This is a genomic window from Proteocatella sp. QWL-06 (assembly GCF_058684135.1).
This window is the reverse complement of sequence record NZ_CM178755.1, coordinates 890,370-905,152: the sequence shown is the minus strand read 5'-3', so window position 1 is coordinate 905,152 and position 14,783 is coordinate 890,370. Positions and strand designations below refer to the sequence as shown.

Below are 14,783 nucleotides of genomic sequence, written 5' to 3'. Positions count from 1 at the left end.
AATATCAATTCACGCTGATCCAGCATTTCATTTCACTGCTTTTTTGAGCCAGCTCAATCAGCCTTATCGTATCTCTGGCCTGCTCAGGAGTTATATGGAGCATGCCGCTTCCGCATATGGCATCATGTAGATTTTTGTAAACCATCTGATAATCCCCATGTTCGCTTTCAATATTTCCGCAGAAATGAATTCCTTCAATGTCAGTGTTCAGTCTGCCCCAGATTGATTCAGGCTCTTTTCCCCAGTCAGGCCTATCCACAGGAAGTTCGCTCTGCTTTAAGCAGTGTTCCTGAACATCCATTCCATACTTTATGAAAGAGCCTCTTGTGCCATGAATGGTATACTTTGGCCCCTGTTCTCTCACCAGCATCCCTGCCTTCAGTCTGGCAGTAAAATTGCTGTACCTGAGAAGCATGTCAAAGCTGTCCGTTGTCCTGGCCCCTTCTCTCTGAATATCAAGACAGGCAAATATTTCCTCCGGCATGCCAAACAGAGCCTTTGCCTGATCAATAAGGTGCGATCCCAGATCATAAAGTATTCCTGACCCGGGTGCAGTATCCTCTTTCCACGAACCCTGCCTGACTTCACTTCGGAATCTGTCAAAATGCGCCTCATACTCTACTGTATTTCCCAAAAACCCGGCGTCCAGTATTTTCTTTACAGTCCTGAAATCACTGTCATATCTCCGGTTATGATTTACGGTGATTATCTTTCCAGCTTTCTTTGACAGAGCAATAAGCTGATCTGCTTCTTCAGAGGTAACTGTGAAGGGCTTTTCTATCAGGACATGTTTGCCATTTTCCAGAGCTTTTTTCGCTATATCAAAATGCATGAAATTGGGTAATGCAATAACAACAAGATCAATCTCAGGATCTGACAGTATATCATCTACTTTATCTGCGATTATATGTCTGCCATACTTTTCAATCAGCTGATCATTGTCCTTTCCGCTTCTGTTGAAAATCTTCTTAAGTTCAAATCCTTCAACACTGTTTATCAGTGGCTCATGAAAAATTCGGCCTCCGGATCCATATCCTATAAGGCCCACCTTGAGCTTTTTCATCACAGTCCCTCTTTCTTTTCTATTTCTGTCACGCACTGTGTCTTTATTCTTTCAACCAGAAACTGAAGCGCATCTATAACATGAGGCCTTATGTCACCGCCAATGAGCAGATACATTATATCATCGCCTACATCAAGCGTTCCTTCGTTGAGCCATACTCTGACATGAAAAATCCCTTTCATTCTATATGTCTCGGCAATTGCCATCTCCACCTTTTCTGCGTCATAGCTGAATTCCATTCCCGTAACTCTTGACCCGTCATCAAGACCTTCTCTTACCGCAACTTTTGGCGTCTCTCTCACAATACCGTTGTGTATAAGATACATTCCTTCATGATGTGAACTATGGTCAGACTTTACTTCTTTCAGCCACTGTTCAATTGATGGCCTCTCGCTGTTTTTGTTCATATATACCTCCATCTCCGCTCTTGCTTTCCAGAAATTCAATTGCCCCGTCCTCGATCAGCGGCCTGCTTACAATATATCCCTGTATTATATCGCAGTCATGCTTTTTCAGATACTCCATCTGAATATCTGTCTCGATGCCTTCTGCTACCACCTCAAGCCCCACCTTGTGTACCATAGATATGATGTCCTGTGATATCAGATTGCTCTCTTTCTTTACAGATATATTATCTATGAACTGCTTGTCAATCTTTACTATGTCTATGTTGAGATCTCTCAGCCTCGCAAAGGATGAAAATCCGGTCCCGAAATCGTCAAGCGACACTGTTATTCCCATATTTTTTACATCTTCCAGCTTCTGATTTATCAGCTCAAAATTTTCAATGAGCACTGACTCCGTGATCTCAAACTCAAGCAGGCTAAGATCCGCTCCGACTGAGTCCAGTGTTTTTCTTACATCATCAACGAAATCATCTCTGAGGAGCTGCATTGCTGATATATTTACTGCGATGCTTATATTGTCAAATCCTATTTCATCAAGCCTTTTCAGAAACTCACAGGATTTTTTGAGTATGAGCCTTCCAAGATCATATATGAGAAGCTTTCTTTCAGCTGTCGCTATAAACTCAACAGGTGAAATCATTCCTGTATCAGGAAGCTTCATTCTGGCAAGCGCCTCAAATCCAGTTATCTTCTCGCTCTTTATATCCAGTTTTGGCTGGAACTCAAGATAGAAAGTGCCCTCTCCCTCTCCTGATATGATCTTTCTCAGGGCTTTTTCAATGATATCCTCACGTTTGAGGTTCTCCTCCATATATTTTTTGTAGAAAACTATCTTTTCATCTTTGATATGCTCGATATTCGAAAGTGCCAGCGAAGCATCTCTTAGAACCTTGTCTGCAGAAATATCCTGGTTCTCTATTTCGTATATCGAAATCTCAAGTCCTATATATTCATGTTTTGCAATTCCTTCAAATGGATCTTTAAATATCTCTACAAGCTTCTCCGCTATACCGGCAAGCTCTTTTGAATCTCTGTATCCCTCTACTGCAAGCACGAATCTGTCTGCATTGAATCTGAAGAACATGTGCTCTGGATCAGTCATTTCTCTTACTCTTCTGCTTATCTGCCTCAGTATTTCATCTCCATAGACAAATCCATAGGTCATGTTGAGCGTCTTGAAATTTACACAGTTTAAGAGCAGAACCGCTTTTTTGGATTTTCTCTGATTTTTTATTATATCCTCAAGGTATTCCTGAAGGTATTCTTTGTTTGGAAGTCCCGTAAGCCTGTCATAATAGGCAGTCCTGACATTCATCTTGTTTTTTCTGTAAGCATAGTAAAGAATAATTCCTACCACGGTCAGAATAAGAAAAAATTCTACAAATCCCTGTATTATTATGTTTTTTATATCATCATAAAAAAGATCGGATTTCCATACTATTGAAAGGGTCCCAAATTTCTCCGATCCATGAAATACAGGTGCACATGAATGAAGTACGTTTTTTCCATCAATCAACCTGTTTTCAGAATCAGCATCGGACTTTAAGTAGTGCGTTCTGAGCTCCTCATCCCGGATTTCAGTTCCTATGATTTCACTATCGCTGCTTGCTGCTACAATAAAATCCGTGTCCATAAAGTATACGTTTTCGACATTGTCCATTCTGACAATGTCATTTACGAGCCGCTGGATATCAAATTTTTCTGTAAGATCATGAACATCTTCGGCAATTATTCCGACCTGCACAAAAGTTCCGTCATTCTTTTTTACATAGCCAAATTTGAAGTACAGCTTGCTTTCGGTATCCTGGCGTATGTCCTCTACAAGCGACGCTCTGTTTCCCATCATAAAATTATATACCGGATGTCCCTCATACGCTGTCCAGCCTATATACTCTTCGTAATTGCTGTAGACTATTACGCCCTTATCATCATACAGATTTATCTGATCAACCTGAAATTTTTCGGCAAGATCTCCTATTTCTTCGTTGCTTTCGTAATTCTGCATGAGAAGAACAGCATTGCTCGCAGCCAGTATCCTCTGGTCGAGCATGGCCATTATTGTCTCAGAAGCAGCTGCGTTATCCTCAAGTGTCCTGGAATAGCTGTCAGCTATGCTGATAGTAGATTCCTCAGTCATCCTGTAGATTTCTTCAATACGGCTCCTGGCCGTTATGTACATCATAGCCCCGAAAACCAGAGCCAGAACTATAAAGGGGATAAAAAAGTAATTGAAATCTTTTTTACTGAATTTCAGCCTGTCCTTTTCCATAAATTGTCACATCTCCCAGTCTGATCGCGAAAAACATACATTAGTCCACTCTAACTGTACCATTTAACGCTTAGCTCGTCAATATGATTGCTATGTTTAAATGTGAATCTCTGCCTCAGAATACAGAACCGCCTTGCCGCTTAGCTTAATTCTTTCTCCATCCATTGTGCAGTAAAGCGTACCGCCTCTTTCTGAGGCCTGATACGCCACAAGCTCCTTCTTTGACAGTTTATGCGCCCAGTAAGGTATGATATGGCAGTGCCCTGAGCCGCATACAGGATCTTCAGGAACATTGAGCTTTGGCGCAAATGATCTTGATACGCAGTCGTGCCCGCTTCCCGCAGCTGTCACATGAAGCAGCAATCCTTCCAGTTCACTTATTTTCTGAAAGTCAGGCTTGAAATTTCTTACCTCAGCTTCCGATTTCAGTATGAACATCAGGTCTCTTCCAATATATGCTTCTTCTATATCTGTACCTGCAGCATTCTTCATCTGATCAGTGATTTCAAGCTTTCTAAGCTCATAAGCCGGGAAATCCAGCTCAAAAAGATCGCCTCTTATGATTACTTTCAACTCTCCGCTGAGCGTAGCAAAGCGAATCTCTGAAGACTCTTTATCAACGAATCTTGAAATCACATATGCCGTGGCTAGCGTGGCATGTCCACTAAGGTCTATTTCTCCACCGGGAGTAAACCATCTCAGCCTGTAAACATCACCTTCTCTTACTGCAAACGCTGTCTCTGACAGATTGTTTTCCTTTGTTATGCTCATCATAGTTTCTTCAGGAAGCCACTGCTCCATTACGCATACCGCTGCAGGATTTCCTCCAAAAACTCTGTCTGTAAAGGCATCAACTACGTACTGCTTCATACTACTCGTCCTCCTTATGGTCTTCATCTTCAGTTACATCCGTGAACTCTACATCTATCACGTCCTTTTGCTTCCTGACGCTTTTTTTCACTTCCACAGGCTCAATCCTGAAGAATTCTCTGTATTTCGAGATTATGTTTCCGGCATAGGAAAGCATAGAAAAGACTACGAGGGCATCTTCCATATAGCCAAATACCGGTATGAAATCCGGAACCATGTCTACTGGAGATACGAGATATATGCTCATCATGGCAATAAGAAACAGGACCTCTGTCTTCTTCAGGAGTCCTACCTCGTCAGATTTCAAAAACCTGCTCAGATACCTGAGATTTCTTATATAATTGAGTACGCCGCCATTTTTTCTGAACCTGTCATTTGATTTCATCTGCAATCCCTTCTGCTTTCTTTACAAATATCATATCCTGATTGTTTCACTTTCGGTCACGACTATGTCCATTACAACGTCAAATTCATCAGTCACGACCTCATCAAGCATAAGCTTTTCTCTACATATAACTATCTTTCTGAATTTCACGTCTGACAGGTACCTGTCATAATACCCGCCGCCTTTACCGAGCCTGTGCCCTTTTCTGTCGCAGGAAGTACATGGTATAACTGCTGCGTCTATCTCATGAGGCTTTATTATTTCGCAGCTTTCAAGAGGTTCTTCTATCCCGAAAAATCCTTTTTTAAGATCATCAAAGCTTCTTATATTATATACCCTTAGATTATTTCCTTCAATACATCTGGGAACGCCTACCTTCTTTCCCTGCTCAAGAAGCCTCTCGATTATCGGCCTCGTATCTATCTCATCCTTCATGGAAACAAAGCAGAAGACTGTGCCTGCGGATCTTATTTCTTCAAGCTTAATTATATTTTCCTGAATCTTTATGTCTGAATCGATTATTTCTTCGCTCGTCATGGCGGCTTTTTTCTGATGCACTATGCTCCTGATTCTCTTTTTTTCTTCTGAAATACTCATGGCACTTACCTTTCTGTTTCAAAAAAGAGTCTCACTTGTAATAAGTGAAACTCTTTCAGTATTAACCCAATCTCTGCTCTATGAGATCTGCAAGCTTTCTTGCCATCTGTGTTATGATTTCCTTGTCCTGGCCTTCGAGCATTACCCTGACAAGAGGCTCTGTACCAGACGGCCTGATGAGTACTCTTCCTCTGCCATCCATCTCTGATTCGAGCTTTGATATCTCGTTTTTGATTATTTCGTCAGTCATGTACGCATTCTTGTTTTCATTCCTGACTTTAGCGTTTATAAGCACCTGAGGGAAAATCTCCATTATGGTAGCCAGCTCGCTCAGTTTTTTTCCTGATTCCTTGATGATTTCAGACAGTATCAGTGATGACAGCACCCCGTCTCCAGTTGTGTTGTAATCAAGGAATATCATGTGTCCTGACTGCTCTCCTCCGAGTGAATAGCCATTCTCAAGCATGTTTTCAAGAACATATCTGTCCCCTACGCTCGTTACCTCGAGTTTTATTCCTTCTCTTTCTGATGCTACGTGAAGTCCCAGATTGCTCATCACAGTCACAACAAGCTTGTCTGATTTCAGCTTTCCGATTTTCTTCAGGTATTTCGCGCATATGAGCATTATCTTGTCGCCATCTATGACATTTCCATTTTCGTCAACTGCGATAAGCCTGTCTGCATCACCATCATATGCGAGACCTATGTCTGATCCGTTTTCAATTACGGCTCTGCACAGGTTTTCAGGATGAGTGGATCCGCAGTTTCTGTTGATGTTGGTTCCATCCGGATTATTTGAGATGCACTTCACCTCTGCGCCAAGCTTTTCAAAAACATGAGGTGCAACCTTGTAGCTTGCTCCGTTTGCGCAGTCAAGCGTTACCTTGAATCCTCTAAGGTCTGACTTCAGCACTCCGGAAAGAAAATCCTCATATTCACGTACATAGCCTTCATTGTATACTCTCATTCCAATGTTTTCGTGCGAAAATACAGTGTCTATCCTGTCCATGTCGTCAAGATAGCTCTCTATTTCGAGCTCGATTGAATCATCAAGCTTGAGGCCTTTTGAATTGAAGAATTTTATGCCGTTGTACTCCATAGGATTGTGTGATGCTGATATAACTATTCCCGCATCTGCCCTGTGCTTTTTTGTGAGGTATGCGATTGCAGGCGTTGGAGCTACTCCTATGTCTATTGCATCTCCGCCCACGCTCATCACTCCAGCAGCTATCGCACTTGAGAGCATGTCCTTTGAGATCCTGGTGTCAGAACCTATGAAGACCGTTGTCTTTCCTTCTTTGTTTTCACTGTGCCTTTGCAGTACATATGCACCGGCTCTTCCAAGCCTGAATGCTAGATCCGGAGTCAGCTCTGTGTTTGCTATTCCCCTGACTCCATCTGTTCCAAAATATTTTCTCATGATATTCAAGTTTCCTTTACTTTTTATAATAATGCCTATAGACACTATTATAATGCATATCAGCCTGTTTTGCTATATGCTTTCTCCACCTTTTATAAGAGCTTCCCTGTTCTGAGGTATGAATTTCTCTTTTGAAGGTCCGAATACTTTTTTGAAGGCCTCAAGTATTGATTCGATATCAACTATCGGAGTACTCTTTAAAACTGCTCCAAGCATTACAAGGTTTGCCGCCTTGATATTTCCTATGTCAGCTGCTAATTTATTGGCATCTATATAATATACCTCTATATCAGTTCTTTCTACCTTCTTTTCGATAAGAGAAGAGTTTATGAATATCTTTCCGCCTGGTTTTACATCCTTCTCGAATTTAATAAGTGAAGGAAGGTTCATTACTATTGCTATGTCTGCATCGTTCGTGATTATAGGTGATCCGATTTCTTCGTCTGAAACTGTAACTCCGCAGTTTGCAGTTCCACCCCTCATCTCAGGGCCATATGATGGCAGCCATGATACGTGCTTGTCTTCAATCATTCCGGCGTATGCAAGAAGCTGTCCCATAGACATTACTCCCTGTCCTCCAAATCCAGCGCAAATAACTTTATTCTCCATGTCTATTTCCCCTCCTCTATTTGTTTGAAATTTCCAAGTGGATAGAATGGTATCATGTTATCTCTCAGCCACTGAAGTGAATCCACAGGAGTCATTCCCCAGTTTGTAGGACATGTTGAAAGCACCTCTACCATTGAGAATCCAAGGCCGGCCTTCTGAACTTCGAATGCCTTTCTTATTGCAGTCTTTGCCTTTCTTACGTTTGCAGGCGAATCAACTGTTACTCTCTCTACGTATACAGCTCCATCAAGCGTTGAAATCATTTCAGACATTCTTATAGGGAATCCGTTCTTTACAGGATCTCTTCCGTCCTGAGAAGTCGTACTCTTCTGTCCGATAAGTGTAGTAGGAGCCATCTGTCCGCCAGTCATTCCATATATTGCGTTGTTTACGAATATAGTAGTTATCTTCTCTCCTCTTGCTGCAGCATGAACTATCTCTGCCATACCGATTGATGCAAGGTCTCCGTCTCCCTGATATGTGAATACCGTATTCTGAGGATGAACTCTCTTTATAGCTGTTCCTACCGCAGGCGCTCTTCCGTGAGCTGCTTCCTGCATATCGCAGTTGAAGTAGTTGTATGCAAGAACTGAACATCCAACAGGAGCAACTCCTATCGCTGATCCCAGAACTTCCATTTCTTCAAGAACCTCTGCTACAAGTCTGTGTATTATTCCGTGTGTACATCCAGGGCAGTAGTGAGTTGTAACATCTGTAAGTCCCTGTGTTCTTTTAAATACGACTGTCATTATTTTGCACCCCCTGTTAATTCCTTTGCTTTGTTTATGATCTGCATTGGGTCTGGAACCATTCCTCCAGCTCTTCCGACAAAGTGAACCGGTATCTTGCATTCAACTGCAAGCTTTACATCGTCAACCATCTGTCCCATGCTCATCTCTGCACAGATTATATGGCTCGCCTTAAGGTTTTCGAATGCCTTTACAGGATATGGCCAAAGGGTCTTAAGTCTTATAAGGCCTGCCTTTATTCCTTCTTTTCTAAGCTGATTTACAGCACTTCTTGCTATTCTTGAGGTTGTTCCGTAAGATACCATTACTATGTCGGCATCTTCAACCATGTAGTTTTCGTATTTTGCTTCTTTTTCTTCAATCTCGTTGTATTTAGCTTCAAGTCTCAGGTTGTGCTGCTCAAGCACTGTTGAGTCAAGATACAGTGAGTTTACTATGTTTGGCTTTCTTAATCCACCAGTACCTACAGTAGCCCATGTCTTTTCTGCAAGATTTCTTGGCTCAGGTTTTCTGAACTCTACAGGCTCCATCATCTGTCCAATCATTCCGTCTGCTACGACTAGAACTGGCATTCTGTAGTAATCTGCTGCGTCGAATGCTTCCTGAACCATGTCTACAGCTTCCTGTATTGATGCCGGCGCATATACGATGAGTCTGTAGTCTCCGTTTCCGCCGCCTCTTGTAGACATGTTGTAGTCTGCCTGTGATGGCTGGATGCTTCCAAGGCCAGGGCCGCCTCTCATCATGTTAACTATTACTGCAGGAAGCTCTGCTCCCGCGATATAAGTTATACCTTCCTGCTTTAATGCGATTCCAGGAGACGAAGAAGATGTCATTGCTCTTGCTCCTGCACCAGCAGCACCATAAATCATGTTTATAGCTGATATCTCTGATTCTGACTGAATAAATACTCCGCCTGCTTTTGGCAGCTCTTTAGACATATATTCTGGTATCTCGTTCTGTGGGGTTATAGGATATCCTGCAAAAAATGTACATCCTGCTTCAATTGCCGCTTTTGCAATTGCCTCATTCCCTTTCATAAGTACTTTCATCATTATCCTCCTAATATCTTTCTACTGTAATAACACCATCTGGACACATAAGTCCACAGCTAGCGCATCCGATGCACTTGTCAACCTCTTTTACTGTCGCAACGTTATAGCCTTTGTTGTTCATCACTTCGCTGTCAAGAAATATGATCTTGACTGGACATACTGAAGCGCAAAGACCGCATCCTTTGCAGCGTTCCTGATCAAATGTTACTTTCCCCTTTGCCATTGTAATTCCTCCTGTATAATTTTCAAATATTTAAAGTAGCATGAGCTAATTTAATCACATCCATTCCTCACGCATTATCATTGAAACCGGCATGATAACGTTGTCAGGGTCAATTTGTCTAAATTGTGTATTGTTTTTTGAATATTTTAAATTGTGTGAAATCGTTTTCCTGAAATCCGATTTTTTTTCCCAATAAGCAACATACCTCATTGGGATTCCTGTTTTGATTTCTACTTCTTTCACGAGCTCAATTCCATCGGTTATATCTTTTTCGCTGGTGTCCCACAGCATATGAGTGTTGCTCACAAGACCAGTGACCTTGAGACCACTGGTTCTTTCTATATCACTTATATACTGTATGACTTTTTCGGGAGTATCAGTGTATTCTCTGTTTTTGTTGATTACCATGAACATGTCATACTCAAACCTGCTTATATCCTGGCTCATCCTTCCTAGCACTCTTGCGCCGACATCATCTCCGCCCACATCGATTATATATTCATAGTCGGTATTGAAAACAGGCTTTGTTATATCGGCTGCTATTGCCGGAAGATCGAGCGCGCTGTTTTTGAGTATGCTTGAGAATGATTCAATGTCATGCTCCATTAGCAGATCTTCTTTTTCTCTTGACCTGAAATACGGATTTACAACATCTATGTCAGCTATCGCGACTTTTCTTGATTCTCCGTTTGCTGCATTCTGCTCTCTTATCTCTTTTGAGAGCCTTATGGCATAATTAACGGCGAATTCAGTCTTTCCGCTTCCATAATGACCCACGATTATCCTGATTCTCTTGTCATCTTTAAGCATATTGACCTCATTGTCTCTCTGTTAAACGTATTCTTTTGCTTCCTCTTCTTTGTTTAGAACTCTTAGCGCTCCCTCAGCAAGTGCTATCATCTCGTCTTCTCCAGGATATATAACTACCTCAGCCATCTTTGACACTCTGTCTTTTATCCAGCCTGTCATCATCTCTGAATATGCTATTCCACCTGTAAGGATTATTGCATCAACATCACAGCTTAAAACTGCAACGCTTGCTCCGATATCCTTTGCAACCTGATAAGCCATTGCCTCATATATAAGCGCCGCCTTTTCATCGCCTTTTTTTATCATGTCTTCGACTTCTCTTGCATCGTTTGTGTTTAGATATGCAACGAGTCCGCCGTTTCCTTTTATTCTCTTTTTAAGATAGTCTTTTGTGTATTTCTCATCATAACACATATTTATCAGCTGGCCAACAGGAAGACTTCCTGCTCTCTCAGGTGAGAATGCTCCCTCTCCGTCAAGCGCATTGTTTACATCTATTACTCTGCCTTTTCTGTGAGCTCCTGTAGAGATTCCTCCGCCAAGATGTGCCACGACAACATTTATGTCTTCATAGCTCTTTCCGATGCTCTTTGCATATCTTCTCGCAACAGCCTTCTGGTTAAGAGCGTGGAAAATTGATATTCTCTCTATCTCCGGAATACCTGATATTCTTGCTATATCATCCATCTCATCAACAACTACAGGGTCTACTATGAATGCCGGAACAACTGCCATGTCAGCAATTTCCTTAGCGATTATTCCTCCAAGGTTTGAGGCATGCTCTCCTCTTTCTCCGCTTGCAAGGTCTGCTATCATAGCCTCGTTTACTTCATAGGTTCCGCCTTCCATAGGCTTGAGGAGTCCGCCTCTTCCTACTATGGCGTCAAAGCTGTGAGGGCTGATTCCAACCTCGACAAGAGATTCGATTATAACCTCTTTCCTGAATGACTTCTGAGCGAAAACGCTGTCATATTTCTGAATTTCCTCTGTCGAATGTCTCAGTGTTTTTTCCATTATCAGGTCTTCATTCAAAAATACTGCTATTTTTGTGGATGTAGATCCCGGGTTTATTGCTAAAACCTTGTACTCCTTCATTTTTTTCCTCCGAATTGTTAGAATTTACTTGAATATAATACAGCCAGTGCTATAGAATACATCTTTGTCTCTTCTGAGTCAGCTCTTGACGTAAGCACTATTGGTTTGGATGCGCCAAGTATTATACCGGCGATTTTTGATTTTGAAAAGTAGGAAATTGCTTTGTAAAGCACATTACCAGCTTCAATATCAGGCATCAACAGTATATCACATTTTCCTGCAATCGGGTCCTTGATTCCTTTGTGATGTGCGGCTTCTTCGCTTACCGCATTATCAAGAGCGAATGGTCCTCCGACAATACATCCATCTATCTCACCGCTTCTGTTCATCTCAACGAGAGACTGAGCATCAAGCGTTGCAGGCATTTTTTCGTCTACCTTTTCCTTTGCACATACCACACCAACCTTTGGCATGTCAATATAAAGAGCATTTGCAAGCTTTACTGTGTTTCTTATGATTGCTGCCTTGGTATTAAGGTCAGGGCTTATATTCATGGCTGCATCTGTGACAAACATCAGTCTGTCATATCCTGGAATCTCAACTACTGCCGCATGGCTTATAGGGTTTCCTGTCCTCAGAGAAAGCTCTTTGTTTAGAACCGCCTTAAGTACCACTGAAGTGTCAACCAGCCCTTTCATTAGAATATCAGCTTTTTTGTCTGATACAAGCTTTGCCGCTGCCATAGCCGCAAGCTGATTATCCGGCTCGTCAACTATATCATATTTATTATAGTCTATATCCAGTTTTTTGCAAATATCAATTATTGCTTCTCTGTCACCAACAAGAGTGGCATCTGCAATTCCTGCGACATTTGCCATGTCTACAGACTTAAGGACATCAGCATCCTGGGCGCATGCGACTGCAATTCGCTTTGGACCGCTCTGTCTTGCTTTTTCCATGATTTCGTTGAAACTTTTCATATTTCCTCCTAATTTTCCGTTATAGTGACCACTTCCGGAGTGATCTTAATGCTGAAAATCGGAAAATCAACTTCGTACTGAAGTTTGTATTTTTCCTGTGCTGCCTTATTGTCAATCAATATTCTTATATTATCAGGATTTATCCTGTCTGAATATTCTCTGCCTGCAGTTATCTTTATCTCCGTTTCTGGCGGAAGCGTGCTCTTTATCGCTTCTGCATCTGCTTCTCCCGTGAGCGTTATGCCGGCGCGCGGCATCATGAGAGTATATTCCTCAAGCTCGCTCTGTATCTCTTTTATTTTTATTCTTTCGACCGAATAAACCAGTTCAGCTGTTTTTTCAAGCTCATATGAAACTCCTGCAACCCTATTGAACCCGGATATCTTTACAGGAACTGTCTTCAGAGACTTCACTGCATCAACTGCATCCGCACTTCCCTGTATCCTCACGTTCTCAACATCGGCCCTGAATGAGCTGTTTGGTACCTTCTGCCCTTGATCGTCAACAAACACTAGCTCTACAGGTACATTTTTGGTCTTGTCAACGTCGACATCTACAATGACTGATGATTCGCGTATCGTTACGCCTTCTACTATATTGTTTCTGTCATCCAGTGGAACAAGGTTTATTTTCGTGCTGAAATCTGAATCATTGTTCTCAAGCTTTACTGTTCCTGACAGATTCATAACCTTTTCGACCTGAGACTGCGGCCCTTCGACATAAAGTCCTACTCTGTTTGGCTTTATCTGCCCTATCACATAATTCGTCCTGAGGCTGCCTTCTGTATTTATTACTATGTTCTTCATGCTTACAACAGACCTTTCAAGCACCACCTCTATCTGAAGCGGATTAAGGCTGTACTCTATCTCTCTTGGCGCATCCATGACCACCTGCATCATATTGGTCCCTTCCTTTGGATCGTATATCTCTCCCTTTGGAGTGACGCCATTTCTGATATATTCATTAAGTACAGATCTTTTTGCCCTGAAATCAACCTTTACATTAAAATCCTGGCCATACGCGAACGTAAGTCCATTGTCTCTTATCTCATCTATGTTAGTGACAGTCTCTACGCTTATGTTCTCAAAGCTCCTGATTACAATAGGATCCACCTCGGACATTACGTATACCCACATTATGAAAGCGAATATGATTGAAAACAGCTTTATTTTAAAATTGTTTTTGAAATGATCCAGCATCTATTCACCACCTTTTCTGAACAATTTTCTCTCATCGTCCCTCTTAAGGTTTCTCTTAAGGTAAATTTCAAGTTCTTCTTCGCCCAGGTTCTTGAAGAGCTTTCCATTGTCAGCAATAGATATCGCACCCGTCTCTTCAGACACTACAAGTGAGATACAGTCAGATTTTTCGCTTATCCCAAGCGCTGCCCTGTGCCTCGTACCTACCTCCTGGTTGAGCTTGTTATTCTCCGTAAGCGGCAGAAAGCATCCTGCGGCCATAACTCTGTCGCCTCTTATGACTACCGCGCCATCATGAAGCGGAGTATTTGGTATGAAGATGTTTCGAAGTATCTGCCTGCTTATCTTTGCATCTACAAGGGTTCCTGTCTGTATGATCTCATTGAGCCCTGTCTCTCTTTCAAATACTATCAGCGCTCCGATTTTGGATTTCGAAAGGGAATTCACTGTGTGTATTATTTCAAGGACCAGCTTGTCGATATTAACACTGCCCTCACCACTCGATTTGAGAAGAAACTTGGTCCTTCCTATATGCTCAAGGGCTCTCCTCAGCTCTGGCTGGAATACAATCAGGAGCGCTATGAGCCCAACGGTCATAGTGTTCTTTAATATCCAGTGTATTACCTGAAACTGCATGAGCTCAGATATCTTGCTGGTAAGGAGAAGTACCACGATGCCCTTTATCAGCTGCTCGGCTCTGGTCTCTTTTATCAGAAGATAGACATTGTAAAAAACATAAGCTACTATTGTTATGTCTATCACATCGAATATGCTGATGTTCATTATTATATCCTTGAGTTCCCACATGATATCATGGCACCTCCATCCCTTGTTATTTTTCATGTTTTATCTTTATATTATTTCATATCTGGACACAATTTTCAATACTAACTGTTCAAATTGCAATTATTATCTGCTCTGATACGTATTTAAATCATTAATTTATGATATAACGGAAAAATTTAGAATAAACCTGTTCCACAACTTTATGTTTTATGTTATCATATTATATGTTATTTCATAATGCATCCATAGCTCAGTTGGATAGAGCAGCGGCCTTCGAAGTCGCGTGTCAGGGGTTCGAGTCCCTTTGGGTGCACCAGCAAAGGCTC

General features: G+C 41.8%; 16 protein-coding genes and 1 tRNA gene. 1 reads left to right on the top strand and 16 read right to left on the bottom strand.

Translation table 11 applies throughout. The annotated features are described in order from the left end of the window. Positions 1–4 precede the first annotated feature (4 nt). The 16 genes from AC4PGZ_RS04255 to cdaA form a co-directional block, all read right to left on the bottom strand. The gene (locus AC4PGZ_RS04255; protein ID WP_492159807.1) at positions 5–1,063 is read right to left on the bottom strand and encodes a Gfo/Idh/MocA family oxidoreductase; all 1,059 of its coding nucleotides are present in this window, start codon (positions 1,061–1,063) and stop codon (positions 5–7) included. After that, on the bottom strand, positions 1,063–1,470 hold the full coding sequence (locus AC4PGZ_RS04250) for a molybdenum cofactor biosynthesis protein MoaE (protein ID WP_492159806.1): 408 nt from the start codon (positions 1,468–1,470) through the stop codon (positions 1,063–1,065). The genes AC4PGZ_RS04255 and AC4PGZ_RS04250 overlap by 1 nt, the downstream gene beginning before the upstream one ends. Continuing rightward, positions 1,439–3,739 carry a putative bifunctional diguanylate cyclase/phosphodiesterase gene (locus AC4PGZ_RS04245; RefSeq protein ID WP_492159805.1) on the bottom strand — a complete coding sequence of 767 codons (2,301 nt, stop codon included), beginning with the start codon at positions 3,737–3,739 and terminating at the stop codon, positions 1,439–1,441. Before AC4PGZ_RS04245 ends, AC4PGZ_RS04250 begins: the two co-directional genes overlap by 32 nt. Before the next feature lie 96 nt (positions 3,740–3,835). Continuing rightward, positions 3,836–4,609, bottom strand: a complete 774-nt coding sequence (locus AC4PGZ_RS04240; protein WP_492159804.1) for a PhzF family phenazine biosynthesis protein — start codon at positions 4,607–4,609, stop codon at positions 3,836–3,838. Between the two features lies 1 nt (position 4,610). Then, the gene (locus AC4PGZ_RS04235) at positions 4,611–4,994 is read right to left on the bottom strand and encodes a YkvA family protein (RefSeq protein WP_492159803.1); all 384 of its coding nucleotides are present in this window, start codon (positions 4,992–4,994) and stop codon (positions 4,611–4,613) included. 30 nt (positions 4,995–5,024) lie between these two features. Next, complete coding sequence (locus tag AC4PGZ_RS04230; RefSeq protein WP_492159802.1) at positions 5,025–5,591, bottom strand: 5-formyltetrahydrofolate cyclo-ligase; 567 nt, start codon at positions 5,589–5,591, stop codon at positions 5,025–5,027. Between the two features lie 61 nt (positions 5,592–5,652). After that, positions 5,653–7,011: a phosphoglucosamine mutase gene (glmM, locus tag AC4PGZ_RS04225; RefSeq protein WP_492159801.1), complete on the bottom strand. Its 1,359-nt coding sequence runs from the start codon at positions 7,009–7,011 to the stop codon at positions 5,653–5,655. Positions 7,012–7,083: 72 nt separating this feature from the next. Further along, entirely contained in the window at positions 7,084–7,620 is a 537-nt protein-coding gene (locus AC4PGZ_RS04220; protein ID WP_492159800.1) for a 2-oxoacid:ferredoxin oxidoreductase subunit gamma family protein, read from the bottom strand. Positions 7,621–7,622: 2 nt separating this feature from the next. Then, positions 7,623–8,369, bottom strand: a complete 747-nt coding sequence (locus tag AC4PGZ_RS04215) for a thiamine pyrophosphate-dependent enzyme (protein WP_492159799.1) — start codon at positions 8,367–8,369, stop codon at positions 7,623–7,625. After that, a complete protein-coding gene (locus AC4PGZ_RS04210; protein WP_492159798.1) occupies positions 8,369–9,424 on the bottom strand; it encodes a 3-methyl-2-oxobutanoate dehydrogenase subunit VorB in 1,056 nt (351 codons plus the stop codon). Before AC4PGZ_RS04210 ends, AC4PGZ_RS04215 begins: the two co-directional genes overlap by 1 nt. Before the next feature lie 7 nt (positions 9,425–9,431). Next, positions 9,432–9,647, bottom strand: a complete 216-nt coding sequence (locus AC4PGZ_RS04205) for a 4Fe-4S dicluster domain-containing protein (protein ID WP_492159797.1) — start codon at positions 9,645–9,647, stop codon at positions 9,432–9,434. Positions 9,648–9,701: 54 nt separating this feature from the next. Continuing rightward, a complete protein-coding gene (locus AC4PGZ_RS04200) occupies positions 9,702–10,457 on the bottom strand; it encodes an ATP-binding protein (RefSeq protein ID WP_492159796.1) in 756 nt (251 codons plus the stop codon). Positions 10,458–10,478: 21 nt separating this feature from the next. Continuing rightward, entirely contained in the window at positions 10,479–11,552 is a 1,074-nt protein-coding gene (gene buk / locus AC4PGZ_RS04195; protein WP_492159795.1) for a butyrate kinase, read from the bottom strand. Between the two features lie 17 nt (positions 11,553–11,569). Further along, positions 11,570–12,472, bottom strand: coding sequence for a phosphate butyryltransferase (locus AC4PGZ_RS04190; protein ID WP_492159794.1), 903 nt, complete (start codon positions 12,470–12,472; stop codon positions 11,570–11,572). A gap of 8 nt (positions 12,473–12,480) precedes the next feature. Next, a complete protein-coding gene (locus tag AC4PGZ_RS04185; protein WP_492159793.1) occupies positions 12,481–13,671 on the bottom strand; it encodes a CdaR family protein in 1,191 nt (396 codons plus the stop codon). Next, on the bottom strand, positions 13,672–14,514 hold the full coding sequence (gene cdaA / locus AC4PGZ_RS04180; RefSeq protein ID WP_492159792.1) for a diadenylate cyclase CdaA: 843 nt from the start codon (positions 14,512–14,514) through the stop codon (positions 13,672–13,674). Between the two features lie 182 nt (positions 14,515–14,696). On the opposite strand from cdaA, the gene AC4PGZ_RS04175 reads away from it, so the two are divergent. Next, positions 14,697–14,773: transfer RNA gene (locus AC4PGZ_RS04175), tRNA-Arg, on the top strand. Positions 14,774–14,783: the final 10 nt, after the last annotated feature.